The sequence below is a fragment of the Echinicola marina genome (assembly GCF_020463795.1).
GTDB classification, from domain to species: Bacteria; Bacteroidota; Bacteroidia; order Cytophagales; family Cyclobacteriaceae; genus Echinicola; species Echinicola marina.
Genome location: NZ_CP080025.1, coordinates 227,169 through 253,556, shown reverse-complemented (window position 1 = coordinate 253,556; position 26,388 = coordinate 227,169). Strand labels below are relative to the sequence as shown.

General features: G+C 40.4%; 29 protein-coding genes and 4 tRNA genes. All 33 read left to right on the top strand.

What is annotated here, in order from left to right; all coding sequences use genetic code 11:
* The first annotated feature begins 33 nt into the window (after positions 1–33).
* The 33 genes from KZP23_RS01300 to rpsN all read left to right on the top strand — a co-directional run bounded on the left by KZP23_RS01300 (position 34) and on the right by rpsN (position 26,326).
* Positions 34–2,616 (top strand): M1 family aminopeptidase, encoded by a 2,583-nt coding sequence (locus KZP23_RS01300; protein ID WP_226334356.1) that lies wholly within the window; start codon positions 34–36, stop codon positions 2,614–2,616.
* 167 nt (positions 2,617–2,783) lie between these two features.
* Positions 2,784–2,866: transfer RNA gene (locus KZP23_RS01295), tRNA-Tyr, on the top strand.
* Between the two features lie 228 nt (positions 2,867–3,094).
* Positions 3,095–3,167, top strand: a tRNA-Gly gene (locus KZP23_RS01290).
* A gap of 36 nt (positions 3,168–3,203) precedes the next feature.
* Positions 3,204–3,275, top strand: a tRNA-Thr gene (locus KZP23_RS01285).
* Between the two features lie 60 nt (positions 3,276–3,335).
* Positions 3,336–4,523, top strand: coding sequence for an elongation factor Tu (gene tuf, locus KZP23_RS01280; protein ID WP_226334355.1), 1,188 nt, complete (start codon positions 3,336–3,338; stop codon positions 4,521–4,523).
* A gap of 111 nt (positions 4,524–4,634) precedes the next feature.
* A tRNA-Trp gene (locus KZP23_RS01275) sits at positions 4,635–4,705 on the top strand.
* Positions 4,706–4,723: 18 nt separating this feature from the next.
* Positions 4,724–4,912 carry a preprotein translocase subunit SecE gene (secE, locus tag KZP23_RS01270; RefSeq protein ID WP_215226264.1) on the top strand — a complete coding sequence of 63 codons (189 nt, stop codon included), beginning with the start codon at positions 4,724–4,726 and terminating at the stop codon, positions 4,910–4,912.
* A gap of 18 nt (positions 4,913–4,930) precedes the next feature.
* Positions 4,931–5,488 carry a transcription termination/antitermination protein NusG gene (nusG, locus tag KZP23_RS01265; protein WP_226334354.1) on the top strand — a complete coding sequence of 186 codons (558 nt, stop codon included), beginning with the start codon at positions 4,931–4,933 and terminating at the stop codon, positions 5,486–5,488.
* Positions 5,489–5,491: 3 nt separating this feature from the next.
* Entirely contained in the window at positions 5,492–5,935 is a 444-nt protein-coding gene (gene rplK / locus KZP23_RS01260) for a 50S ribosomal protein L11 (RefSeq protein WP_226334353.1), read from the top strand.
* A 10-nt stretch (positions 5,936–5,945) separates the two neighbouring features.
* Positions 5,946–6,644: a 50S ribosomal protein L1 gene (gene rplA / locus KZP23_RS01255; protein ID WP_226334352.1), complete on the top strand. Its 699-nt coding sequence runs from the start codon at positions 5,946–5,948 to the stop codon at positions 6,642–6,644.
* Between the two features lie 2 nt (positions 6,645–6,646).
* Positions 6,647–7,183: a 50S ribosomal protein L10 gene (rplJ, locus tag KZP23_RS01250; RefSeq protein ID WP_226334351.1), complete on the top strand. Its 537-nt coding sequence runs from the start codon at positions 6,647–6,649 to the stop codon at positions 7,181–7,183.
* Between the two features lie 51 nt (positions 7,184–7,234).
* Positions 7,235–7,612, top strand: a complete 378-nt coding sequence (rplL, locus tag KZP23_RS01245; protein WP_186754478.1) for a 50S ribosomal protein L7/L12 — start codon at positions 7,235–7,237, stop codon at positions 7,610–7,612.
* A gap of 154 nt (positions 7,613–7,766) precedes the next feature.
* A complete protein-coding gene (rpoB, locus tag KZP23_RS01240; RefSeq protein ID WP_226334350.1) occupies positions 7,767–11,642 on the top strand; it encodes a DNA-directed RNA polymerase subunit beta in 3,876 nt (1,291 codons plus the stop codon).
* A gap of 51 nt (positions 11,643–11,693) precedes the next feature.
* Entirely contained in the window at positions 11,694–16,007 is a 4,314-nt protein-coding gene (gene rpoC, locus KZP23_RS01235) for a DNA-directed RNA polymerase subunit beta' (protein WP_226334349.1), read from the top strand.
* A 62-nt stretch (positions 16,008–16,069) separates the two neighbouring features.
* On the top strand, positions 16,070–16,399 hold the full coding sequence (locus KZP23_RS01230; RefSeq protein WP_226334348.1) for a DUF3467 domain-containing protein: 330 nt from the start codon (positions 16,070–16,072) through the stop codon (positions 16,397–16,399).
* A gap of 96 nt (positions 16,400–16,495) precedes the next feature.
* Positions 16,496–16,876, top strand: coding sequence for a 30S ribosomal protein S12 (gene rpsL, locus KZP23_RS01225; protein WP_186754486.1), 381 nt, complete (start codon positions 16,496–16,498; stop codon positions 16,874–16,876).
* A gap of 21 nt (positions 16,877–16,897) precedes the next feature.
* Positions 16,898–17,365, top strand: coding sequence for a 30S ribosomal protein S7 (rpsG, locus tag KZP23_RS01220; protein WP_215226257.1), 468 nt, complete (start codon positions 16,898–16,900; stop codon positions 17,363–17,365).
* 6 nt (positions 17,366–17,371) lie between these two features.
* On the top strand, positions 17,372–19,492 hold the full coding sequence (gene fusA / locus KZP23_RS01215) for an elongation factor G (protein ID WP_226334347.1): 2,121 nt from the start codon (positions 17,372–17,374) through the stop codon (positions 19,490–19,492).
* A 12-nt stretch (positions 19,493–19,504) separates the two neighbouring features.
* The gene (gene rpsJ / locus KZP23_RS01210) at positions 19,505–19,810 is read left to right on the top strand and encodes a 30S ribosomal protein S10 (RefSeq protein ID WP_015264118.1); all 306 of its coding nucleotides are present in this window, start codon (positions 19,505–19,507) and stop codon (positions 19,808–19,810) included.
* A 250-nt stretch (positions 19,811–20,060) separates the two neighbouring features.
* Complete coding sequence (gene rplC / locus KZP23_RS01205; RefSeq protein ID WP_186754497.1) at positions 20,061–20,693, top strand: 50S ribosomal protein L3; 633 nt, start codon at positions 20,061–20,063, stop codon at positions 20,691–20,693.
* A 4-nt stretch (positions 20,694–20,697) separates the two neighbouring features.
* Complete coding sequence (rplD, locus tag KZP23_RS01200; RefSeq protein WP_226334346.1) at positions 20,698–21,327, top strand: 50S ribosomal protein L4; 630 nt, start codon at positions 20,698–20,700, stop codon at positions 21,325–21,327.
* 4 nt (positions 21,328–21,331) lie between these two features.
* Positions 21,332–21,619: a 50S ribosomal protein L23 gene (gene rplW, locus KZP23_RS01195; protein WP_226334345.1), complete on the top strand. Its 288-nt coding sequence runs from the start codon at positions 21,332–21,334 to the stop codon at positions 21,617–21,619.
* A 13-nt stretch (positions 21,620–21,632) separates the two neighbouring features.
* Positions 21,633–22,457: a 50S ribosomal protein L2 gene (rplB, locus tag KZP23_RS01190; RefSeq protein WP_226334344.1), complete on the top strand. Its 825-nt coding sequence runs from the start codon at positions 21,633–21,635 to the stop codon at positions 22,455–22,457.
* Positions 22,458–22,459: 2 nt separating this feature from the next.
* Positions 22,460–22,738, top strand: coding sequence for a 30S ribosomal protein S19 (gene rpsS, locus KZP23_RS01185; RefSeq protein ID WP_018475621.1), 279 nt, complete (start codon positions 22,460–22,462; stop codon positions 22,736–22,738).
* Between the two features lie 2 nt (positions 22,739–22,740).
* Positions 22,741–23,130 (top strand): 50S ribosomal protein L22, encoded by a 390-nt coding sequence (rplV, locus tag KZP23_RS01180; RefSeq protein ID WP_226334343.1) that lies wholly within the window; start codon positions 22,741–22,743, stop codon positions 23,128–23,130.
* A 9-nt stretch (positions 23,131–23,139) separates the two neighbouring features.
* Positions 23,140–23,868 (top strand): 30S ribosomal protein S3, encoded by a 729-nt coding sequence (gene rpsC / locus KZP23_RS01175; protein ID WP_186754514.1) that lies wholly within the window; start codon positions 23,140–23,142, stop codon positions 23,866–23,868.
* 24 nt (positions 23,869–23,892) lie between these two features.
* Positions 23,893–24,312: a 50S ribosomal protein L16 gene (rplP, locus tag KZP23_RS01170; RefSeq protein WP_215226250.1), complete on the top strand. Its 420-nt coding sequence runs from the start codon at positions 23,893–23,895 to the stop codon at positions 24,310–24,312.
* An 8-nt stretch (positions 24,313–24,320) separates the two neighbouring features.
* Positions 24,321–24,515, top strand: coding sequence for a 50S ribosomal protein L29 (gene rpmC, locus KZP23_RS01165; protein WP_186754518.1), 195 nt, complete (start codon positions 24,321–24,323; stop codon positions 24,513–24,515).
* A 7-nt stretch (positions 24,516–24,522) separates the two neighbouring features.
* Positions 24,523–24,783 carry a 30S ribosomal protein S17 gene (gene rpsQ, locus KZP23_RS01160; RefSeq protein WP_226334342.1) on the top strand — a complete coding sequence of 87 codons (261 nt, stop codon included), beginning with the start codon at positions 24,523–24,525 and terminating at the stop codon, positions 24,781–24,783.
* A gap of 2 nt (positions 24,784–24,785) precedes the next feature.
* Positions 24,786–25,154 (top strand): 50S ribosomal protein L14, encoded by a 369-nt coding sequence (rplN, locus tag KZP23_RS01155; RefSeq protein WP_015264107.1) that lies wholly within the window; start codon positions 24,786–24,788, stop codon positions 25,152–25,154.
* A gap of 2 nt (positions 25,155–25,156) precedes the next feature.
* Positions 25,157–25,501 carry a 50S ribosomal protein L24 gene (gene rplX, locus KZP23_RS01150; protein ID WP_222439114.1) on the top strand — a complete coding sequence of 115 codons (345 nt, stop codon included), beginning with the start codon at positions 25,157–25,159 and terminating at the stop codon, positions 25,499–25,501.
* Positions 25,494–26,054 carry a 50S ribosomal protein L5 gene (gene rplE / locus KZP23_RS01145; RefSeq protein WP_215226248.1) on the top strand — a complete coding sequence of 187 codons (561 nt, stop codon included), beginning with the start codon at positions 25,494–25,496 and terminating at the stop codon, positions 26,052–26,054. The genes rplX and rplE overlap by 8 nt, the downstream gene beginning before the upstream one ends.
* A gap of 2 nt (positions 26,055–26,056) precedes the next feature.
* A complete protein-coding gene (gene rpsN, locus KZP23_RS01140; protein ID WP_186754531.1) occupies positions 26,057–26,326 on the top strand; it encodes a 30S ribosomal protein S14 in 270 nt (89 codons plus the stop codon).
* Positions 26,327–26,388 lie beyond the last annotated feature (62 nt).

The following is a 26,388-nucleotide window of genomic DNA, read 5'->3' as shown; positions in this document are numbered from 1 at the left end:
ATACAATATACTATTTATCTTTAATAAGCCTTTATGAATTTAAGATTCTCTCTTGCCCTTGCTTTGTGGGGTATTGGTTTTAGTGCCTGTCAGTCCCAAAAGCCGGTAACTGAAACAGAAAGCCCAGAAGAGGTTCAGCTGTCAGTGGAGCAAAATCAAATGATTGATTATGGGAAACTGATTGAAAATAAAGAGATTGCCCTTTCCAACTTTAGGGCAAGTAGGGAAAGGAAATTTGATTTATTACATACCAGTTTGGACCTGAAGTTTGACTGGGAGAAGCAGTTGGTTAATGGACAGGCCTTGCTCCAATTGAAACCTTATTTCTATAGTCAAAAAATACTGGAGTTGGATGCAAAAAATTTCGATATCCATGAGTTGAGTTTGGTGTATGCAGCGTCAGAACAGCCTCTGGGTATGAGGTATAATGGTCAGGTATTGAAAGTGTACTTGCCTCACGAGTTTTCAGCAAATGATACCGTAAGGCTTAAGATAAATTATACTGCCCATCCTAATAAGAATAGTGGTGAAGGTAGTGAGGCAATTAAAGATAATAAGGGCTTATACTTTATCAATCCCGAAGGAAAGGAGGGAAAGCCCAAGCAAATATGGACCCAGGGAGAGACAGAACATAATTCCAAATGGTTCCCGACCATAGATACTCCCAATGAACGTGCTACACATGATATTAAGTTGACCGTCGAGGAGAGGTATACTACCATAAGTAATGGGGAGTTGATCAATCAAACGTTGAATGCTGATGGGACCAGAACAGATCATTGGGAGATGAATCTGCCCCATGCACCTTATTTGGTTGCATTGGCTGTGGGTGAATTTGTGAAAGTGGAAGATGAGTGGAGGGGGAAGTCCGTGAATTATTATGTCGAAGAAAAGTTTAAAGGAGGAGCAGCCAGTACCTTTGGCAATACACCTGAGATGATGAGTTTTTATTCCCAATTATTGGGAGTGGAATTTCCTTGGCAAAAATATGATCAAATAGTCGTTAGGGATTTTGTGTCAGGAGCAATGGAAAATACTACTGCTTCTATTTTTATGGAGGAGTTGAACATGAATGCTAGAGAAGCCATCGATAATGAATATGAAGGAATCATTGCACACGAGCTTTTTCATCAGTGGTTTGGTAATTATGTAACCACAGAGTCCTGGTCTAATTTGCCTTTAAATGAAGCCTTTGCCAATTATGGAGAATACCTTTGGTATGAGCATAAAGAAGGGCGTGATGCAGCTGATCTCCATCATATTGGTGAGATGGAAACTTACTTTTATGAAGCGAGCTCCAAGCAGGTGGACCTGATCCGCTATGAGTACGAGGATAATGAGGACATGTTTGACAGTCATTCCTATGCGAAAGGAGGGCGGGTGCTGCATATGTTGAGGGAGTGTCTGGGAGACAAGGCATTTTTTGAAGGCTTAGAATATTATTTGACTGAAAATGCATTTAGTTCGGTGGAAATCCATGATTTGAGGTTGGCCATGGAGAAAGTTTCCGGTCGCGATCTGAATTGGTTTTTTAACCAATGGTTTTTGGATTCAGGCCATCCAGAGTTGGAGATCGAAGTGGATTATTCTGTACCTGAGAATATCCTATTGACTATCAGGCAGGTTCAGGATATCAAAGAGACCCCTTTATATAAATTACCTTTCAAGGTGAGCTGGTATGATGGGGGCGAGCGGATTGAAAAGGAATTTGTACTTGAGCGCCAAACGCAGCAATTTGCATTAGAGAATGAAGTTCCGTTGGATTTGGTTTTGTTTGATGAGTATAAGACACTGCTTTCAAAGAATTATACCAAAAGGACCCAAGCGCAGTTTGTAAGTCAATTTGACAAGTCCATCAGTGGTGTAGGAAGGTATGAGGCATTGGACAGTTTGAGCGATTTGGAACTACTGGAAGATGAATTGCTGTGGGTTTTGGAAAGGGGATTGGCTGATACTTATTGGCCAATCAGGGAGGTGGCGCTTACAAGGTTGGTAAATGAAAAGACTCCTCAAGATGTATTGCAGAAAGTAAGGGTACTAGCGGCGGAGGATCCCAATAACAATGTCCGGGCAGCAGCGATTGAGAAATTGGGGATGTTAGGAGATGAAAGCAGTAGAAATAGTTTTTTGGAATGGATGGAGGATTCTTCTTATTATGTTTCCAGTGCCGCATTGACCGCGTATTTGGAGAGTGAGGAGGAAGGCGTTGGTAAGGGGATTGTAGCGGCATCATTTGAGCAGGAGGACAATATTCGGTTTTTAGTGCCATTGATTGATTATTACAGTAGGGAGTCTATAGGAGGAAAAGGAGTGTGGCTTCATGAGAAATTTGAAGCGACAAATGGAAAATCTTTATATTATTTGATAGGTTTTTACAGTGATTATTTTGTGCGGATGCCGGAAGAAGGGAGTGATCGGGCCAAAAGTAATTTATTGAGCTTGGCCGAGGATCACAGTGAGCGTTATGTCAGGCTTGCTGCATTTCAGGCGCTTTTTGGTTTTGTAGATGATCCGGGGATGCAGGAAAAATTGAAGGCAGTTTATCTCAAGGAAAAAGATTTGGAAACGAAGAAAGCAGAGGAGTATTTTTTGCTTCCATATTTGGATAAAAATTAATTCACTGATTACGAAAAGTTTAAATAAAAAGGTGTGAAAAAGATTGGAAATTTTTAGCCAAAGTTTTGAATGTTTCAAGAAAGGGTATACCTTTGCCATCCGTTAAGACAAACAAAAAAGAACAAAAGCGTTCGACAGTCGAAGCGAAGTTTGAAATATTGATGAATGGGGGAATACCAAAGCGGCCAACTGGGACGGACTGTAAATCCGTTGACTTATGTCTTCACAGGTTCGAATCCTGTTTCCCCCACACTTTATATTTTCACAATTATTACTAAATTTGTGAAAACTATACAGCAAAAGTTCTTCATAAAGGAACACGACGATTGAGATTATTGTCAATAGTTGATATTCTTTTGCAAGATTTTGGTATGTATAAAATTAATCCTGAGTGAATTTTTTTTCACGAAGGAATTCTAGAAAGTTTTCCTTTGTAAGGGAGGCGATTTAGGAATAGCATAAAAGTATTAGAGTATAAGCGGGAGTAGCTCAGTTGGTAGAGCGGCAGCCTTCCAAGCTGCAGGTCGCGGGTTCGAGCCTCGTCTCCCGCTCTATGCTATTTATAGCGTAGACAATAAATGTTATCAGCCGACGTAGCTCAGGGGTAGAGTGCTTCCTTGGTAAGGAAGAGGTCACGGGTTCAAATCCCGTCGTTGGCTCAGTGACATTAGCAAAATTTAACTAATTCATATCATTAACTAAACAGAGGATTTTCACGCATGGCAAAAGCAACCTTTGACCGTTCCAAACCGCACGTAAATATCGGTACTATTGGTCACGTCGATCATGGTAAGACTACCTTGACAGCTGCCATTACTACTGTATTGGCCAGAAAGGGTCTTTCTGAATTAAGAGATTTCTCTTCTATCGATAATGCTCCAGAAGAGAAAGAAAGAGGTATCACCATTAACACTTCTCACGTAGAATATCAAACTGAATCAAGACACTATGCTCACGTGGATTGTCCTGGTCACGCCGATTACGTGAAAAACATGGTAACTGGTGCTGCGCAGATGGACGGTGCTATTCTAGTAGTTGCTGCCACTGACGGACCAATGCCTCAAACTAGAGAGCACATTCTTCTTGCACGTCAGGTAGGTGTACCAGCTCTAGTAGTATTTTTGAACAAAGTTGATTTGGTAGATGATGCTGAGCTTCTTGAGCTAGTTGACATGGAAGTAAGAGAATTGCTTTCTTTCTACGATTTCGACGGAGATAATATTCCAGTTATTGCTGGTTCTGCTCTTGGTGCACTTAACGGTGAGCCTCAATGGGAAGAGAAAGTAATGGAATTGATGGATGCTGTGGATAATCACATTCCGCTTCCTGAGCGTCTTGTTGACAAAGACTTCTTGATGCCTGTAGAGGATGTGTTCTCGATCACTGGTCGTGGTACTGTAGCTACTGGTAGAATCGAAAGAGGTGTTATCAACTCTGGTGATCCTGTGGATATCATCGGTATGGGTGCTGAAGGTCTTAAGTCTACTGTAACAGGAGTTGAAATGTTCCGTAAGATTTTGGACAGAGGTGAAGCTGGTGATAACGTAGGTTTATTGCTTAGAGGTATTGAGAAATCTCAGATCAAAAGAGGTATGATTATCTGTAAGCCTGGATCTGTAACTCCTCACGCTCACTTTACTGCAGAAGTTTACGTATTGTCAAAAGAAGAAGGTGGACGTCACACTCCATTCTTTAACAAGTACCGACCTCAGTTCTACTTGAGAACAACAGACGTTACTGGAGAGATCAAGCTTCCTGAAAACGTTGAAATGGTTATGCCAGGTGATAACGTGTCAATGGATGTTACTTTGATCAACCCTGTTGCTCTTGAGAAAGGACTTCGTTTCGCTATCCGTGAGGGTGGTAGAACTGTAGGTGCTGGACAGGTAACTGAAATTCTTGACTAAGATACAATCAAGATATAAAATCAAATGCGGTTCTGAAATTTTCAGAATCGCATTTGTTTCTTTATAGAATATTACCTACTTTTGCATTCCTTTTGGGGTGTAAATTTGTACACGGGCATAGTTCAATGGCAGAATAGCGGTCTCCAAAACCGTTGATGGGAGTTCGAATCTCTCTGCCCGTGCAATTAAAATCATATACCATGAACGTAAAGAACTTTGTTATAGAGTCAATAGACGAAATGAAGAACAAGGTTACATGGCCAAAATATGCCACGTTGCAGAGCAATGCGGTGTTGGTTCTTGTTGCCTCTTTGATATTTGCCATAGTTATCGGCTTAATAGATCTGAGCTTCGAGAACATTATGAAATGGTTTTATGATTTATTTTAATTGAATCAATAGTTACTGATGGCAGAACATAAATGGTATGTACTTAGGGTGGTAGCCGGGCAAGAGAAGAAAGCCAAATCTTATTTGGACAATGAAATTGCTAGGCAGAAGCTTGAGGAGTTTATTCCTGAGGTTTTGATACCTTCTGAAAAAGTATACGAAATGCGCAATGGCAAAAAGAGAGTCAGAGAGAGAAACTTCTTTCCTGGCTATGTTTTGGTTAATGCGGATTTGTCCCATGGTGAAGCCAATCACGTAATTACGAGTATCCCGGGTGTTATCGGTTTCTTAGGAGCAAATGCAGGAGGAGCTTCCAAAACTCCTGAGCCATTACGACAATCAGAGGTCAACCGTATTTTAGGTAGGGTTGAAGGGATTGATGAATTTGCGGAGAAGCTGGATACGCCATATATAGTTGGAGAGAGCGTTAAGGTAATGGACGGTCCTTTCAGTGGTTTCTCGGGAACAATAGAAGAGGTGTTTGAGGATAAGAAGAAGCTTAATGTTATGGTTAAGATCTTCGGTCGAAATACGCCTGTCGAATTAAACTTTATGCAAGTAGAAAAACAAGACTAGGAAATGGCTAAGGAAATTACTGGTTATCTGAAATTACAGGTGAAAGGTGGCCAGGCAAATCCATCTCCTCCTGTTGGTCCTGCCCTTGGTTCAAAGGGTTTGAACATCATGGAGTTCTGTAAGCAGTTCAATGCTAGGACTCAGGATAAAATGGGTCAAGTTCTACCTGTTCTTGTTACGATTTATTCGGACAAGTCTTTTGATTTTGTAGTTAAAACTCCTCCAGCATCTAATATGTTGCTAGAGGCTGCAAAGCTAAAAGGAGGTTCTCCGGAACCAAACAGAAAGAAAGTGGGCTCAGTTACCTGGGATCAAGTAAAAGAAATTGCTGAGGTGAAGATGCCTGACTTAAATGCCTTTAAGGTGGAATCTGCAATGAGAATGGTTGCAGGTACAGCGAGAAGTATGGGAATCACAGTTTCAGGAAAAGCTCCTTGGGAGGAATAAATATAAAACAATGGCTAAGTTAACAAAAAAGCAAAAAGAAGCTCTTTCTAAGTACGACCCAAGCCAGCAGTACTCCCTTACTGAGGCTTCTTCAATTGTCAAAGAAATCACAAACGCTAAGTTTGATGCTTCTGTGGACGTAGATATCCGTTTGGGTGTTGATCCAAGAAAAGCAGATCAAATGGTTAGGGGAGTGGTTGCTTTGCCTCACGGAACAGGTAAAGAAGTAAAAGTACTTGTACTTTGCACACCTGATAAGGAAGAAGAAGCTAAGGAAGCTGGAGCTGACTATGTTGGCTTAGATGACTATATTGCCAAAATCGAGGGTGGATGGACTGACATTGATGTCATCATCACTATGCCTAACGTAATGGCGAAAGTAGGTAGATTAGGTAGAGTATTAGGACCAAGAGGTTTGATGCCTAATCCTAAATCTGGAACTGTAACCCTAGAAGTAGGGAAAGCAGTAAAAGAAGTTAAAGGTGGTAAAATCGACTTTAAGGTAGATAAATTCGGTATTGTACACGCTAGTGTAGGAAAGGTTTCTTTTGAGCCTGCTAAGATTCTTGAAAACACGCAAGAATTGATCAATACTATCTCTAAGTTGAAACCTGCATCTTCTAAAGGTACTTACTTCAAGAGTATACATTTATCTAGCACAATGTCTCCTGGTATTGCAATTGATAAGGGGAGTATTCAAGGTATTTAATTATGACTAGAGAGGAAAAAAAATCAATAATCGAAAGTCTTACCGAGAAGTTTAAAGAAACTCCGCATTTCTATATTGCAGATGCATCTGGTTTCAATGTTGCTCAGGTAAACGCTTTCAGAAGACTGTGTTTTGAGAAAGGCGTTGAATATCGTGTGTACAAAAACACCTTTATTAAAAAGGCGCTAGAAAATCTTGACGCAGATTTTACAGAATTAGAAGTAACACTTAAAGGTTTTTCAGGAGTAATGTTTGCTACAGAAACAGCAAGCTTACCAGCAAAAGTCCTTAAAGAATACAGAAAAAAGGCTGGATCAAAAGAAACTAGACCAGTATTCAAAGGAGCTTCAATTGATAGTGATATCTTCATTGGCGAGGCCAATTTGGATGTTTTATCATCTTTGAAATCCAAAGAGGAACTATTGGGCGAAGTTATCGGATTACTTCAGTCTCCTGCCAAAAATGTTATCTCTGCGCTTAAGAGCGGTCAGGATACATTGGCTGGACTTGTTAAAACTCTTTCTGAAAGAGAATCATAATATCATTCAAATCAATTAGTAAAAAATCAGTTAATTTTAAATAATAATACAATGGCAGATCTTAAAGCATTCGCTGAGCAGTTAGTTAACTTGACTGTTAAAGAGGTTAGTGAATTAGCCGAAATATTGAAAGACGAGTATGGTATCGAACCTGCTGCTGCAGCTGCTCCAGTAATGGTAGCTGGTGGTGCTGGTGAAGGTGCTGGTGAAGAAGAAAAATCTTCTTTCGACGTGATCTTGAAAGCTGCTGGTGGACAGAAGTTGGCAGTAGTGAAATTGGTTAAAGAATTAACCGGTCTAGGTCTTAAAGAAGCTAAAGAAGTAGTAGACGGAGCTCCTAAGGCTATCAAAGAAGGAATCGCAAAAGACGAAGCTGAAGCACTTAAGAAGCAACTTGAGGAAGCTGGTGCTGAAGTAGAGCTTAAGTAATTTGAATAACCTCATCTAATAGGTGATGGTTATTGCAATAGACCTGACTTTTTAGTCAGGTCTTTTCCTGTTTGTGCACAGTTTGAAAATTGCACTATTCTAAGCGGAAATTGCCGCATTCAGTTATTAATTATCACTATAAACATATACTGCCTTGGCTATCCAGAATCAAACCGAAAGGAAAAGTTTCTCATCTATTAAGGTAGTCAAAGACTATCCGGATTTCCTTGATATCCAATTGCAATCATTTAAGGATTTTTTCCAATTGGATACTCCCGCTGAAAAGAGGAGACAGGATGGGCTTTTCAAGGTGTTTTCTGAGAACTTCCCCATAAGTGACTCTAGAGAAAACTTTACCCTTGAATTTATTGACTATGCAGTCGACCCGCCTAAATATAGTGTCGGTGAATGTATTGACAGGGGATTGACTTACTCTGTTCCGTTGAAAGCGAAGCTTCGATTATTGTGTTCTGATGAAGACAATGAAGATTTCGAAACCATCGAACAGGAAGTGTTTCTTGGGAACCTGCCTTATATGACTGAAAAGGGCTCATTTGTCATCAATGGAGCTGAAAGGGTCATCGTTTCCCAATTACACCGTTCCCCAGGGGTATTCTTTGCCCAAAGTAAGCATACCAATGGTACGAAGCTTTATTCAGCCAGGATCATTCCTTTCAAAGGATCTTGGATTGAATTTGCTACGGATATCAATAATGTCATGTATGCTTACATTGACAGAAAGAAAAAGTTCCCTGTAACTACCTTATTGAGGGCCATTGGTTATGGTTCTGATAAAGCTATATTGGATTTATTTGGTCTTTCTGAAGAGGTTGAATCCAATAAGGCAAAACTAGAGAAGGTAGTAGGTAGAAAATTGGCGGCCCGTGTTTTGAGAACGTGGGTAGAGGACTTTGTGGATGAAGATACCGGTGAGGTAGTTTCTATCGATAGGAATGAAGTACTCTTGGAAAGAGACTATGTGCTGACGGAAGAGGATATTGATTTGATCCTTGATTCTGGCGCTAAGAGTATAATTCTGCATAGAGATGATGTCAATATTGCTGACTACTCTATCATTTATAATACCCTACAAAAGGATAATTCCAACTCAGAGAAAGAAGCGGTTGAGGTAATTTACCGTCAATTAAGAAACACTGAAGCTCCTGATGAAGCTACCGCTAGAGAGGTAATTCATGGTTTATTCTTCTCTGATAAGCGTTATGACTTAGGTGAAGTAGGTAGATACAGAATCAATAAAAAATTGGGATTGGAAATCGAGTCCGAAAAGATCGTACTGACCACCCAAGATATTATTAGCATTGTTAAGTACCTGATAGGTCTAATTAACTCTAAGGCTGTGGTCGATGATATTGATCACTTAAGTAACAGAAGGGTTAGAACTGTTGGGGAACAATTATATAGCCAGTTCGGTGTAGGTCTTGCCAGAATGGCGAGAACTATCCGTGAAAGAATGAATGTTAGGGACAATGAAGACTTCAAGCCGGTTGATTTGATCAATGCTAGAACGCTTTCTTCTGTCATCAATTCATTCTTTGGTACCAACCAGCTTTCTCAGTTTATGGATCAAACCAATCCATTGGCGGAATTGACGCACAAGCGTAGACTTTCTGCTTTGGGTCCAGGTGGTCTATCTAGAGAAAGAGCAGGTTTCGAGGTGCGAGATGTTCACTATACTCACTATGGTCGTCTTTGTACCATTGAAACTCCTGAGGGACCAAACATTGGTCTGATTTCTTCTCTTTGTGTTCACGCTAAGGTGAACTCTATGGGCTTCTTGGAAACTCCATATAGAAAAGTGAAGGATGGTAAAGCAGGAATGGAGTCTGAGGATATTGTATTCCTTACTGCTGAAGAAGAAGATAATAATAATATTGCCCAGGCAAATGCACCGTTGGAAGATGATGGTACATTCGTTAATGATAGGGTAAAAGCAAGGTTTGAAGGTGACTTCCCTGTATTGGAGCCTAAGGAAATCAGTTATATGGACGTTGCGCCAAACCAGATTGTATCTGTTGCAGCTTCCTTGATTCCTTTCTTGGAACATGATGATGCCAACCGTGCCTTGATGGGATCAAACATGCAGCGTCAGGCGGTTCCTTTGTTGAAAGCCGAGTCTCCAATTGTGGGTACTGGTCTAGAAGCAAAAGCTGCCGTTGATTCTCGCTCTTTGATCATTGCAGAGGCTGATGGTGTGGTTGACTTTGTTGATGCGAAGAAAATCGTTATCAAATATGATCTAAGTGATGATGAGTTATTGGTAAACTTCAGTGACGAGTACAAGTCTTATGACTTGATCAAGTTCAGAAGAACCAATCAAGATACCACTATCAACTTGACCCCGCTTGTTCTAAAAGGTCAGCGTGTCAAAAAAGGCCAAGTATTGGTAGAAGGTTATTCAACCAACCAAGGTGAACTTGCGCTTGGTAAAAACTTGAAAGTGGCTTATATGCCATGGCAAGGATATAACTTCGAGGATGCGATTGTAATTTCTGAAAGAGTTGTAAGGGAGGATATCTTTACTTCTATTCACGTAGAAGAGTTCCAACTTGAAGTAAGGGATACAAAACGTGGAGAAGAGGAATTAACCTCTGAAATCCCTAACGTATCTGAAGAGGCTGTTAAGAATTTGGATGAGAATGGTATTATCAGAATCGGTGCTGAGCTGAAAGAAGGAGATATCATTATCGGTAAAATCACTCCAAAAGGAGAGACTGATCCTACTCCGGAAGAGAAATTGCTTAGAGCGATCTTCGGAGATAAAGCAGGTGATGTAAAAGATGCTTCATTGAAAGCTTCACCTTCATTGAACGGCGTGGTTATCGAGACCAAATTGTTCTCAAGACCTAAAAAGGATAAAGAATTAAGAGCTAAAGCCAAAGCTGAAGTTGAGAAATTGAAGCAAACTTATACTAAGGAACTACTTGGTGTAAGAGCTAAAATGATCAATAAATTGTTGAGCATTCTTGAGGGAAAAACTTCTCAAGGTGTGAAACATAAGTTTGGTGATGAAATCATCAGCAAAGGCGTGAAATTCAATGCTCAGAATATTGAGCAGAACTTGTTCCCTGCTAAGAATCCTTACAGAGATGAAAGTAACTATAATGTTCCTGAAGAGGCCAATTTAGTTTCTGACATTATTTTGGATGATTGGACAGATGATGAGAACACCAATAGCTTGATACAACAATTGGTTAAAAACTATACCAATACCCGAAATGAAATTTCAGGTAGATTCAAGAGAGATAAATTCACTCTTGAAGTTGGTGATGAGCTTCCTGCAGGTATCGTTCAGCTTGCTAAGGTTTACGTGGCTAAGAAGCGTAAACTAAAAGTGGGTGATAAGATGGCGGGTCGTCACGGTAACAAAGGTATTGTAGCCAAAATCGTACGTGATGAGGATATGCCATTCTTGGAAGATGGAACTCCGATGGATATCGTTCTTAACCCACTTGGGGTACCTTCTCGTATGAACATTGGTCAGATCTTTGAAACTGTATTGGCATGGGCCGGACAGAAGCTTAATAAGAAGTATGCTACTCCAATCTTCGATGGAGCTACTACAGAAGAAGTAGCTGCTGAATTGGATAAGGCGGGTCTTCCATCTTTCGGTAGAACTTATCTATACGATGGTTTGTCTGGTAAGAAGTTTGATCAACCGGTAACTGTAGGTATTGCCTATATGTTGAAACTTGGTCACTTGGTAGATGATAAGATGCACGCCAGATCTATTGGACCATACTCATTGATTACGCAACAGCCATTGGGTGGTAAAGCCCAGTTTGGTGGTCAGCGTTTCGGAGAGATGGAGGTTTGGGCACTAGAGGCATTCGGTGCATCTCACGTGCTTCAAGAAATCCTTACTGTGAAGTCGGATGACGTAATTGGTAGGGCCAAAGCTTATGAGTCTATCGTAAAAGGTGAAAACCTTCCAAAACCAAATATTCCAGAATCATTCAACGTATTGGTTCACGAATTGAGAGGTTTGGCATTGGAAATTACCTTAGACTAAAATTAGATCAATTTGGGCCGAAAGGCCCTTCACATACTCACAAAACGAATTATGGCGTTCAGAAAAAATAAAAAACTAAACAACGACTTTTCCAGAGTCACTATTAGTTTGGCTTCTCCGGAATCCATCCTGGATAGCTCTCATGGTGAGGTTACCCAACCTGAAACCATCAATTACAGAACATACAAGCCTGAGATGGGCGGTCTTTTCTGTGAGCGAATTTTCGGGCCTGTAAAGGACTGGGAATGTCATTGTGGTAAGTATAAGCGCATAAGATATAAAGGTATCATTTGTGACAGATGTGGGGTAGAGGTTACTGAAAAGAAAGTACGTAGAGAAAGAATGGGACATATCGAATTGGTAGTTCCAGTGGCGCATATTTGGTACTTCAAGTCTCTTCCTAACAAAATCGGTTACTTGCTAGGACTTCCTACCAAGAAGCTTGATCAAATTGTATACTACGAAAGATATGCTGTGATTAATCCTGGTATCAAGGCTGAGGACGGTCTTCTATACTTGGATTTCTTGACAGAAGACGAGTATTTGGATATTATGGACAAGCTTCCAAAGGAAAACCAAATGCTTGATGATGATGATCCTAATAAGTTCATCGCCAAAATGGGTGCAGAGGCTATTGAAATGTTATTGGCTAGATTAGATCTTGATGATCTTTCTTATAGCCTTCGTCACCAAGCTGCTACCGATACTTCTCAGCAAAGAAAAGCTGAAGCCTTGAAGCGTCTGAAAGTAGTAGAGGCTTTTAGAGATGCAAGAACCAGAATTGAGAACCGTCCTGAGTGGATGGTAGTAAGAATGGTTCCTGTGATTCCGCCAGAGTTGAGACCTTTGGTTCCTTTGGATGGTGGACGTTTTGCAACCTCTGATTTGAATGATCTTTACAGAAGGGTAATCATTAGAAATAACCGTCTGAAGAGATTGATCGATATTAAAGCTCCTGAAGTAATTCTTAGAAATGAGAAAAGGATGCTTCAAGAAGCAGTTGATTCCTTATTTGATAACTCAAGAAAGGTTAATGCTGTAAGATCAGATGGTAACAGGGCATTGAAGTCATTGTCTGATATGCTTAAAGGGAAGCAAGGACGTTTCCGTCAAAACTTGCTTGGTAAGCGTGTGGATTATTCTGGTCGTTCTGTAATCGTTGTAGGTCCTGAATTGAAATTACACGAGTGTGGTTTGCCTAAGAATATGGCTGCAGAACTTTTCAAACCTTTTATCATCAGAAAGCTGATTGAAAGAGGTATTGTTAAGACCGTAAAATCTGCCAAGAAGATTGTAGATAGAAAAGATCCGGTAGTTTGGGATATCCTTGAGAATGTATTGAAAGGACACCCTGTATTGCTAAACCGTGCTCCTACGCTTCACAGATTGGGTATTCAGGCTTTCCAACCTAAATTGATAGAAGGAAAAGCTATTCAGCTTCACCCATTGGTTTGTACAGCCTTCAACGCCGATTTCGATGGTGACCAGATGGCGGTTCACGTACCACTTGGCCATGAGGCTATTTTGGAAGCTTCTACTTTGATGCTTTCATCACATAACATCCTTAACCCTGCAAATGGTGCGCCTATTACCGTACCATCCCAGGATATGGTATTGGGTCTTTATTATGTAACCAAAGGTAGAAGATCTACTCCTGAAGAGCCTGTTGCTGGTGAGGGAATGACTTTCTATGGTGAGGAAGATGTAGTAATTGCCTTGAACGAAGGAGTTATTTCTCAGCATGCTTATATAAATTGCAAGGTTACTGTTAGGGAAGAAGATGGATCTTTGGTTGAAAAAGTGATAGAGACTGTTGCTGGTCGATTGATCTTTAACCAGTTCGTTCCTGAGGAAGTAGGTTATGTGAACGAATTGCTTACGAAGAAAAAACTTCAGCAAATTATCGCTGAGGTAGTTAAAATATGTGGTATCGCTCGAAGTGCTAAATTCTTGGATGATATCAAGCATCTTGGATTCCAGATGGCCTACCAAGGTGGTCTATCCATGGGATTGAATGATGTGATTATCCCTGAAGATAAAGATCCTTTGATCACTAAAGCTAAGGAAGAGGTGGATCAGGTATGGAATAACTACCTGATGGGTCTTATTACGGATAACGAGCGTTATAACCAGGTAATTGATATCTGGACCAGAACCAACTCCAATCTGACTAACATCTTGATGAAGCAGATGGAAGAGGATAAGCAAGGATTCAATGCTATTTATATGATGATGCACTCAGGTGCGAGGGGTTCAAGAGAACAGATTCGTCAGCTAGGTGGTATGAGGGGATTGATGGCCAAGCCGCAGAAAAACCTTCAAGGTTCTGTAGGTGAGATTATCGAAAACCCGATTCTTTCTAACTTTAAAGAAGGTCTAGATGTATTGGAATACTTTATCTCTACTCACGGTGCCCGTAAAGGTCTTGCCGATACAGCCTTGAAAACTGCCGATGCTGGTTACTTGACCAGAAGATTGGTGGATGTTGCTCAGGATGTAATTGTATCTGAAGAGGATTGCGGAACCTTAAGAGGTCTGGTAGTTCAGGCATTGAAAGACAATGATGAGATTGTAGAGCCTTTATCTGAGCGTATTGTAGGTAGGGTATCTGTTCACGATGTGATTGATCCGATTACTGATGAGGTAATCATCCAATCTGGTGAGGAGATCTCTGACGAATTGGCGAAGAAAGTTGATGAGTCTGCAGTTGAAGAAGTTGAGATCAGGTCAGTATTGACTTGTGAGTCTAGAAGAGGAGTTTGTACCAAGTGTTATGGTAGAAACTTGACTACTGGAAATATAGTACAAAGCGGTGAGTCCGTAGGGGTAATTGCTGCCCAGTCTATTGGTGAGCCTGGTACGCAGCTTACTTTGAGAACCTTCCACGTTGGGGGTACCGCATCTAATATTTCCGTTGAAGCAAGCATCAATGCCAAGTTTGAAGGTGTTGTTGAATTTGAAGAGGAAATGAGATGGATTGATACGACCAATAAGGATGGAGATCCTGTAGCTATTGTAATGGGTAGATCTGGTGAGATTAAGATCAATGATGTTAAATCTGGAAAGACACTAGTTTCAAACCACGTACCATATGGTGCGATCCTTAATGTGAAGGATGGTCAGAAAATTGGTAAAGGTGATTCCTTGTGTACTTGGGATCCATATAACGCCGTGATCCTGTCTGAGTTTGACGGTGAGGTATCTTTTGATTCCATTATAGAAGGTATTACTTTCAAAGAAGTAGCCGATGACCAAACCGGTTATAGAGAGAAAGTAATTATCGATACCAAAGATAAAACTAAAAACCCTGCTGTAGTTGTAAACTATGGGGATGAGACCAAAGGATACAATATACCTGTAGGTGCTCACCTTGCAGTGGAAGAAGGAGACAAAGTTAAAGCTGGTCAGATTCTTGTTAAAATCCCTCGTTCTGTAGGTAAGACAAGAGATATTACCGGTGGTCTTCCAAGGGTAACCGAGCTTTTCGAAGCACGTAACCCATCTAACCCTGCAGTAGTTTCTGAAATTGACGGTGTGGTAACCTATGGTGGTATCAAGCGTGGTAACCGTGAAATCTTTATAGAATCTAAAGATGGCGTGAAGAAGCGATATATGGTATCATTGTCTAAACACATTTTGGTTCAGGAAAATGATTTTATTAGAGCTGGTGAAGCACTTTCTGATGGTGCTATTACTCCTAATGATATCCTTTCAATTAAGGGACCAACTGCTGTTCAGGAGTATTTGGTAAATGAAATCCAAGAAGTATACCGATTACAAGGTGTGAAAATCAATGATAAGCACATTGAGGTTATTGTTAGCCAGATGATGCAAAAAGTTGAAATCCTTGATGCAGGTGATACTGGATTCCTACAAGGACAAGTAGTAGATAAGTGGGCTTTCCGTGAGGAAAATGATAATATTCTTGATAAGAAGGTTGTTATGGAGCCTGGAGATTCTGCAACCCTTAAAGCAGGTATGATCATCACTGCAAGAAGACTTAGGGATGAGAATTCAAGCTTGAAGCGTAAAGACTTGAAATTGGTACAGGTTAGAGATGCAGAAACTGCAGTTTCTAAACCAACCCTTCAAGGTATCACTGCCTCTTCATTGGGTACTGAAAGCTTTATCTCGGCAGCTTCCTTCCAGGAAACAACCAAAGTATTGAGTGAAGCGGCCATCAGAGGTAAGCGTGATGAGTTACTTGGTCTGAAAGAGAACGTGATCGTAGGTCACTTGATTCCTGCGGGTACAGGTCAGCGATATTTCAAAGATATTATCGTTGGATCCAAGGATGAATTGGAAAAACTTTCCACTTCTGAAAAGGAAAAAGGCTCGCGTAAGACTAAGGAAGCCGTAAAGTAATTATAGTTTAACTTTATATAAAAGGCCTGTAAATCGCAGGCCTTTTTTTAATTAAAAGGGAAATGGAAGATAATAAAGACGATAAAAAGCACAATAATCAGCAGATCAATGTGGAATTGACTGATGAGATTGCTGAAGGTATTTATTCCAATCTGGCAATGATAGCGCATTCCAATTCTGAGTTTGTAATTGATTTTATACGTTTGATGCCTGGAGTGCCCAAGGCAAGGGTCAAGTCAAGGATCATTATGACCCCTGATCATGCTAAAAGGTTATTGTCCGCACTGAAGGATAATATAGAAAAGTACGAGAATGCATTTGGGAAAATTGAATCAGGAACAGAAACGCCAGAATTCCCGATGAATTTTGGAGGAACATTAGGAGAGGCTTAAATAAAATATAACCCTTTAATTTTGTTTGTTTTATCGATTTCGTTACCTTTGCAGTCCAAATTTCATATGTTAAAGGAGTATTAAAATTATCAGTTAATGCCTACTATACAACAGTTAGTTAGAAAAGGTAGAACTACCCTTGAGTCAAAATCAAAGTCTAGAGCTTTGGATGCTTGTCCTCAAAGAAGGGGTGTTTGTACCAGGGTGTATACTACTACACCAAAGAAGCCTAACTCGGCTATGAGAAAAGTAGCCAGGGTTAGATTGACAAATGGAAAAGAAGTGAATGCTTACATTCCAGGTGAAGGTCACAATTTGCAAGAACACTCTATCGTATTGATTAGAGGTGGTCGTGTGAAAGATTTGCCAGGTGTACGTTATCACATCATCCGTGGTGCACTAGATACTGCAGGGGTTAAAGACCGTAAGCAAGGTCGCTCTAAGTACGGTGCGAAACGTCCTAAGGACAAGAAATAATCAATTGAAAAAAACTGAACAATGAGAAAAGCGAAACCAAAAAAGAGATATATTCTTCCTGATCCAAAGTTTAATGATACTTTGGTGACCAAGTTTGTTAACTGTCTTATGGTTGATGGGAAGAAGAGTATTGCTTACAAAATTTTCTACGATGCAGTAGACAAAGTAGAAGAAAAATTGGGTGAGAATGGTCTTGAGGTTTGGAAAAAAGCGCTTAACAATATCACTCCATCTGTAGAGGTGAAGAGTCGTAGAGTTGGTGGTGCAACATTCCAGGTTCCAATGGAAGTAAGGCCAGAAAGAAAAATGTCACTTGGGATCAAGTGGATGATCACTTTTTCAAGAAAAAGAGGTGAGAAGACCATGATGGATAGACTGGCTGGAGAAATCATAGCTGCTTCAAAGGGTGAAGGTGCTGCTGTTAAGAAGAAGGATGATACCCACAGAATGGCAGAAGCCAACAAAGCATTCTCACATTTTAGATTCTAATACAAGATGGCAAGAGATTTAAGATTAACAAGAAACATCGGTATCGCTGCCCACATCGATGCCGGAAAGACAACTACCACTGAGCGTATCCTTTTTTACTCTGGTGTATCTCACAAGATTGGTGAGGTTCACGATGGAGCCGCTACTATGGACTGGATGGCGCAGGAGCAAGAAAGAGGTATTACTATTACTTCTGCTGCGACTACCGTTTTTTGGCCATACAGAGATAAGAAATACCAAATCAACATTATCGATACTCCGGGTCACGTAGACTTTACTGTAGAGGTAAACAGATCTCTAAGGGTACTTGATGGTTTGGTGTTCTTGTTTAGTGCTGTGGATGGTGTTGAGCCTCAGTCTGAAACTAACTGGAGACTAGCTGATAATTATAAAGTAGCTCGTATCGGTTTTGTTAACAAAATGGACCGTGCAGGAGCTAACTTCCTTGAAGTTTGTAAGCAAGTAAAAGAAATGCTAGGGAGCTATGCAGTTCCTTTGCAAATTCCAATCGGTGCGGAAGACAAATTCCGTGGTGTTGTTGACTTGATCAATAACCGTGCGATCGTTTGGAATGAAGAGGATATGGGGATGACTTTCGAAGAAGTTCCGATTCCTGAAGATATGAAAGATGAAGTAGAGGAATACAGAGAGTATTTACTTGAAGCTGTGGCTGAATACGATGAGACTTTGATGGAGAAATTCTTCGAAGATTCTGATTCAATCACTGAAGAAGAGATTCTTTCTGCTCTTAGAAAAGCAACCATCGATATGAAAATTGTTCCGATGGTATGTGGATCTTCTTTCAAAAACAAAGGTGTACAGACCATGCTAGATCTAGTAATGGAATTGCTACCTTCTCCTTTGGATAAAGATAATATCATCGGTCATGACTTAGATGATGAAGAGAAGGAAGTATCTATTGCACCTAATACTGATGAGCCTTTTGCAGGTCTTGCCTTTAAGATCGCAACTGACCCATTCGTAGGGCGTCTTTGTTTCGTAAGAGCTTACTCAGGTGTTCTTGAGTCTGGATCTTATGTATTCAATAGCCGTTCTGGAAATAAAGAGCGTATTTCTCGTGTGTTCCAAATGCACGCTAATAAGCAAAATCAAATCGAACGACTAGAGGCTGGTGATATCGGTGCTGTTGTTGGATTTAAAGATATTAAAACTGGTGATACGCTTTGCGCTGAAAACCGTAAAGTAGTATTGGAATCCATGATCTTCCCTGAGCCTGTTATCGGTTACGCTATCGAGCCTAAGACTCAAGCTGACGTTGATAAGTTAGGTATGGCTGTTGCCAAATTGGTGGAAGAGGATCCTACCTTGCAGGTAAATACGGATCATGAAACTGGACAGACTATCCTTAGAGGTATGGGTGAGCTTCACCTTGATATCATCATGGACCGTCTGAAAAGAGAATTTAAAGTAGAGGTGAACCAAGGTGCCCCTCAAGTTGCTTATAAAGAAGCTTTGTTTGGTAGCGTAGAGCACAAAGAAGTTTATAAGAAGCAGTCAGGTGGTAAAGGTAAGTTTGCCGATATCGTATTCGAACTTGGACCAAAAGAGGCTGATGCTGAAACTGGAGAAGTTAAACCAGGTTTGGAATTTGTAAACGGAATCGTTGGTGGTGTTATTCCAAAAGAATTTATCCCGGCTATACAGAAAGGTTTCCAAGAAGCAATGAAGAATGGCCCTTTGGCTGGGTATCCAGTAGAAGCCATGAAGGTTAGATTGTTCCATGGATCTTTCCACGATGTCGATTCAGATGCACTTTCTTTTGAACTAGCTGCTAGAATAGGTTTCAAGGAAGCTGCTAAGAAGTGTAAGCCACAGTTGTTGGAGCCAGTAATGTCAGTAGACGTTGTTACTCCAGATGAGTATACTGGTCCTATCACAGGTGACTTGAACAGAAGAAGAGGTTTGATGAAGGGTATGGATACCAAAGGTACTTCATCTGTAATCAAAGCTGCAGTTCCATTGTCAGAGTTGTTTGGTTATATCACTGACCTAAGAACAATTTCATCAGGTAGAGCTACTGCCTCATTGACATTCTCTCATTATGAGCCTGTTCCTAATAATATAGCTGAAGGTGTTATTGCCGAAGTTAAAGGAGCTAAAGCCTAAAACTAAAAGAAAATGAATCAGAAAATTAGAATAAAACTTAAGTCTTACGATCATACTTTGGTGGACAAGTCATCTGAGAAAATCGTAAAAGCTGTGAAAACTACAGGTGCTGTGGTAGTTGGTCCAATTCCATTGCCTACTAAAAAGGAGAAATTTACAGTGTTGAAATCTCCACACGTAAATAAGAAGGCTAGAGATCAGTACCAATTGTGTACTTACAAAAGATTGGTTGATATCTACTCTAACAGTTCTAAAACAGTGGATGCTTTGATGAAAATCGAACTTCCTAGTGGTGTAGATGTAGAGATCAAAGTTTGATCTGGATATGATCTAAGATAAGAAAAACCTGTCTGCTTCGGTGGACAGGTTTTTCTTTTATGTGGTTTTTTCTCATAGATTATTTGGTTAAAGGCGTTGTAAGTTGGTGACTTATAGAACAATATTTTTGTAAATGTTTGAAAATATATAAGTTGTAATTTGTAAGGTGTTTATAAATTACTAACTTTGCAGTCCTTAAAAAGGCACAAGTGTGTAAATACTTGTGCATAATTATATTATATAACAGAAGATGTCTGGAATAATAGGTAAAAAAGTAGGAATGACTAGCATTTTCAGTGCCGATGGGCGTAATGTCGCATGCACGTTAATAGAAGCTGGTCCTTGCGTAGTGACGCAAGTAAAAAATGTTGAAACAGACGGGTACAGCGCTGTTCAGTTAGGGTACGGTGAGCGTAAGGAGAAAAACACTCCTAAGCCACTTTTAGGTCATTTCAAAAAGGCCGGTACCACTCCTAAACAGAAAGTTGTAGAATTCAGAGACTTCAGAGTTGAATTTGAAGGTCAGGTGGATTTAGGGAAAACCGTAAAAGCTGGTGAGGTATTCGGTGAAGGTGACTTCGTTGATGCTATTGGTACCTCTAAAGGTAAAGGTTTCCAAGGTGTAGTAAAACGTCACGGATTCGGTGGTGTAGGTGGAGCGACTCATGGTCAGCATAACCGTCAAAGACACCCAGGTTCCATCGGTGCTTGTTCTTGGCCTTCAAGAGTCTTCAAAGGCTTGAGAATGGCAGGTAGAATGGGGGGTAGCCGCGTGAAGGTTTTGAACCTTAAGGTATTGAAAGTCTATCCTGAAAAGAACTTGATCTTGGTAAGTGGCTCTGTCCCTGGTCCAAAAAATTCTTTCGTTATTTTAGAGAAGTAATCAAATGGAATTAGCAGTATTAAAACATAACGGTGAAGAGACAGGTAGAAAGATTAGTCTTTCTGACGATATTTTCGCGATCGAGCCTAATGATCATGCGATCTACCTGGATGTGAAGCAGTTTTTGGCCAACCAAAGACAGGGTACGCACAAGAGCAAAGAGAGGGCTGAGATAGCCGGCTCAACTAAGAAAATCAAGAAGCAAAAAGGTACAGGTGGTGCCAGAGCTGGTTCTATAAAATCTCCATTGTTCAGAGGTGGAGGAAGAGTATTCGGTCCTAGACCAAGAAACTATTCTTTCAAATTGAACAAGAAAGTAAAGCAGTTGGCAAGAAAGTCTGCCCTTACTTACAAAGTACAGGATAATAGCCTTACAGTTTTGGAAGATGTGAACTTTGATTCTATCAAAACCAAAAACTTTGTATCGTTATTGTCAGGTCTTTCTTTGGCGGATAAGAAGACATTGTTTGTGCTTCCTGAAGCTAATAAGAATGTTTATTTGTCAAGTAGAAACCTACCAAAGGCACAGGTTAGAACAGTGAATGATGTGAATACTTATGATTTGCTTCACGCTGATACATTGGTGCTTTGTGAAGGTTCAGTAAGTAAGTTAGAAACCCTTTTATCGAAGTAATACAATGGATATACTAAAGAAGCCTTTGATTACGGAAAAGATTTCTGCCTTGAACGAAAGTGGTGTTTATGGATTTGTGGTTGAGAAAACTGCAAAGAAACCAGAAATCAAAGCAGCCGTAGAGAAAATGTTTGGTGTAAAGGTGGTGTCTGTTAGGACTATGCGTTATGCAGCGAAGCAGAAGACACGTTACACAAAAAGTAAAGTAGTATCCGGTTATACCAATGCTTTCAAGAAAGCTATTGTACAAGTAGCCGAAGGAGAAGTAATTGACTTTTACGGAGAAATTTAATTGAATCAGAATCATGGCAGTTAAAAAATTAAAGCCTGTAACCCCCGGTACCAGATTTAGGATGGCTCCGGCATTTGATGAGATCACTAAATCAAAGCCAGAAAAGTCTTTATTGGCTCCGTTGAAGAAATCAGGTGGTAGAAATAACTCTGGAAAAATGACTGCACGCTACTTAGGTGGTGGTCATAAGAGAAGACTTAGAATTGTAGATTTTAAGCGTAATAAATACGATGTTCCTGCAACTGTTAAGGCGATCGAATATGATCCTAACAGAACTGCTCGTCTAGCATTGTTATACTATGCTGATGGTGCTAAAGCATACATCATTGCTCCGGAAGGTTTGGAAGTAGGCCAGACTGTAGTGTCCGGTGAAAATGTAGCTCCTGAGGTAGGTAATAACCTTCCAATGAAGAACATTCCTTTAGGTACCATCATCCACAATGTGGAGTTGAAGCCAGGTAAAGGTGGTGCTATGGCAAGGAGTGCTGGTGGATATGCTCAGCTAGTTGCTAAAGAAGGCAAGTATGTAACTATCAAACTTCCTTCAGGGGAAATGAGATTGGTACTTGCTGTTTGTACGGCTACTATAGGTTCAGTGTCTAATGCGGATCATATGAACGTGGTACTTGGAAAGGCTGGTAGAAACCGTTGGTTAGGAAAGCGACCTAGAGTAAGAGGTGTAGCGATGAACCCTGTTGATCACCCAATGGGTGGTGGTGAAGGCCGTTCATCAGGTGGACACCCAAGATCTAGGACTGGTTTGTTAGCTAAAGGTAAAAAGACCAGAAGTCCTAAGAAGTATTCAAATAAGTTTATCGTTAGTAAAAGATCTAAATAATTATGGCACGTTCATTAAAAAAAGGGCCTTATATAGCTCATCACTTGGCCAAAAAAGTAGATGCAATGAACGAATCCGGCAAAAAGTCTGTCATCAAGACTTGGTCAAGAAGATCTATGATCTCTCCGGATTTTGTAGGCCATACCTTTGCTGTGCATAACGGAAACAAGTTTATTCCAGTTTTTGTAACAGACAATATGGTAGGTCACAAGCTTGGTGAATTTGCTCCTACAAGAAACTTTAGAGGTCACATTGCCAAAAAAGATAAAGGAAAGAGATAATCATGGAAGCAATAGCAAGACTAAATAATGTTCCTACATCGCCTCGTAAGATGCGTCTTGTAGCTGACCTTGTAAGAGGACAAAGAGTAGGCAACGCCTTGAGTATATTGAAATTCACACCTAACCATGGTGCGATTAAATTGGAGAAACTTTTGCTTTCTGCCATAGCGAACTGGCAAGCAAAAAATCCAGATGTGAAACTTGAAGAGGCTGATCTTTATGTGAAGACCATTCAAGTAGATGGTGGTCGAATGCTTAAAAGACTAAGACCTGCTCCCCAAGGTAGGGCCCACAGAATTCGTAAAAGATCAAATCATGTGATCTTGGTGGTTGATGCATTCAACACTGAGCTTACCGCTGATGAAGTAGAAACAAAAGAAAACGCTAATTAAGATTAGAATATGGGACAAAAAGTTAACCCTATTGGTCTTAGACTAGGTATCGTTAAGGGCTGGGATTCTAACTGGTATGGCGGCAGAGATTTTGCCGACAAACTATACGAAGATCAAAAGATCAGAAAATATGTATATGCTAGGATCCCTAAGGGAGGCATTGCAAAGGTTATTATCGAAAGAACGCTAAAAAGAATCACACTTACTATCCATACTGCCCGTCCAGGAGTAGTTATCGGTAAAGGTGGAGCTGAAGTCGATAAACTTAAAGAAGAGCTGAAAAAGCTTACCAGCAAGGATGTTCAAATCAACATTTTTGAAATCAAACGTCCTGAGTTGGACGCCAAGTTGGTAGGAGAGTCTATAGCTCAACAACTTCAAGCAAGGATCTCATTTAGAAGAGCAATGAAGCAATCAATTGCTGCCACTATGAGAGTAGGTGCTGAAGGAATTAAAATCAAATTATCAGGACGTCTTGGAGGTGCTGAGATGGCAAGATCTGAAATGTACAAAGAAGGAAGAATTCCTTTGCATACATTGAGAGCTGACATCGATTATGCTATTTCTGAAGCGAACACCATCTACGGTATCATCGGTATCAAAGTATGGATTTTCAAAGGCGAAGTATACGGAAAGAGAGATCTTTCTCCAAATGCTGGAATTGCTAATGAAAAATCAGGTGGCGCCGGTCGTAGAAGAAGAGAAGGCGGACCAAAGAGAAGAAAGAGAAATAACTAATTTTCACCCCATAAGTGAGAAATCATGTTACAGCCAAGAAGAACGAAATTTAGAAAAATGCAAAAAGGGCGTATCAAAGGGATCGCGCAAAGAGGGCATACGCTCGCTTTCGGTAACTTTGGTATCAAGTCCTTAGAAGCAGGATGGATTACCTCCCGTCAAATTGAAGCAGCTCGTATTGCGATGACTAGAGCAATGAAAAGGGAAGGTCAGGTATGGATCAGGATTTTCCCTGATAAGCCTATCACTAAGAAGCCTGCAGAGGTTCGTATGGGTAAGGGTAAAGGTGCTCCTGAATACTGGGTTGCAGTAATCAAGCCAGGAACTATCCTTTTTGAAGCTACAGGTGTAAGTAAGGAATTGGCCCAGGAGGCCCTTCGTTTAGCTCAGCAAAAGCTTCCAGTGAGTACAAAATTTGTAGTGCGTAGAGATTACGTAGGATAATAGGAACTATGAAAAACTCTGAAATCAAAGCACTCTCCGAGAGTGAAATCATCGAGCGTATTGCCTCTGAGCAAGAAAAACTAACTAAGTTACGTTTTGCCCATGCAATTTCTCCGATAGAGAATCCCAATAGAATTAGCGAGACAAGAAAGCTTATCGCAAGATTGAAGACTTTTTTGAGCGCAAAACAACTAGCTAAATAAGAAGAAGATGGCTACTGAGAGAAATCTACGTAAAGAAAGAATAGGAAAAGTAGTCAGCAGCAAAATGGATAAATCCATCACTGTAGCCGTAGAGAGAAGGGTGAAGCACCCTATTTACGGTAAATTTGTTGCTAAGACTACCAAATTTATGGCCCATGACGAGAATAACGAGTGTGGTAAAGGCGACCTCGTTAAGATAAGCGAAACTCGTCCGCTGAGTAAAAATAAGCGTTGGAGATTAGTAGAAATATTAGAAAGAGCTAAATAATCATGATACAGTCAGAATCCAGATTAAGTGTAGCGGATAATTCAGGTGCCAAGGAAGTGCTTGTTATCCGAGTACTGGGAGGAACCGGTAAGCGATATGCCTCTATCGGGGATAAAGTTGTCGTGACGGTAAAGTCTGCTCTTTCTTCCAGCAATATGAAAAAAGGTACCGTTTCTAAAGCGGTGATCGTAAGAACTCGAAAAGAAGTTAGAAGAAAAGATGGATCTTATATCCGTTTTGAAGATAACGCAGCGGTTCTTTTGAACAACAATGACGAGCCAAGAGGTACACGTATCTTTGGGCCGGTAGCAAGAGAGCTGAGAGAGAAGCAATTTATGAAGATCGTATCTTTGGCACCAGAAGTATTGTAATCATGGAAAGAAAAAAGAATAAGCAACCAAAATTGCACATCAAAACTGGTGATACTGTAAAAGTATTGGCAGGTGATGACAAAGGTAAGACTGGTAAAGTACTTTCGGTAAACTTGGAGAAGAGCAGAGCTATCGTTGAAGGTCTTAATATGGTAACAAAACATGTTAAGCCTACAGCTACCAACCCTCAAGGAGGTATCGAAAAGAAAGAAGCTGCCATTCATGTAAGTAACTTGATGCTTGTAGATCCTAAAACTGGTGAAGCTACCAGAACAGGAAGAAAGCCAGGTGAAAATGGAAAATTAGTTAGATATTCTAAGAAAACCGGGGAGGTAATCAATGGCTAATCCTAGAGTAAAAGAAAAATATGTTAAGGAAATTTCTCCTGCACTTAAGGAGAAGTTCCAATATAAAACAGTAATGCAAGTGCCTAAGTTGACCAAAATCGTGATCAACAAAGGTATTGGAGCAGCTGTTGCAGACAAGAAATTGGTAGACCAAGGCGTAGAAGAGCTTACTTTGATCACTGGTCAAAGAGCTGTAGCTACCAAGGCAAAAAACTCTATCTCTAACTTTAAGTTGAGAGACGGTATGCCAATTGGTGCAAAAGTTACCCTTCGTGGAGACAAGATGTGGGAATTCCTTGATCGTCTTACTACTGTGGCTCTTCCACGTGTAAGGGACTTCAAAGGAATCAGCGATAAAGGTTTTGACGGAAGAGGAAACTATACCTTGGGTGTCACTGAGCAGATTATCTTCCCAGAAATCAGCATTGAGAAAGTAAACAGAATCTCAGGTATGGACATCACGTTTGTGACTACTGCTGAAACAGATGAAGAGAGCTACGCCTTGTTGAAAGCTTTCGGGATGCCTTTTGTAAATAATAATAAAGAAGAATAATTATGGCAAGAGAAGCGATCAAAGCTCGTGAAAGAAAAAGAGAGCGTCTTGTTGCAAAGTATGCTAAGAAGAGAGCAGAATTAAAAGCAGCCGGTGATTTTGAAGCACTGGATAAGCTGCCTAAGAATGCATCCCCAGTAAGACTTCACAACAGATGTAAATTGACTGGCCGTCCTAAAGGTTATATGAGGAAGTTTGGTATCAATAGGGTTACCTTTAGAGAAATGGCTTCTGCGGGAAAAATTCCTGGTATAACTAAAGCGAGCTGGTAAAAATCAGAAAAAGTTTTTATTCTAAGAATCAATGTGTAACTTTGCACGCCTTAAAGCGCATG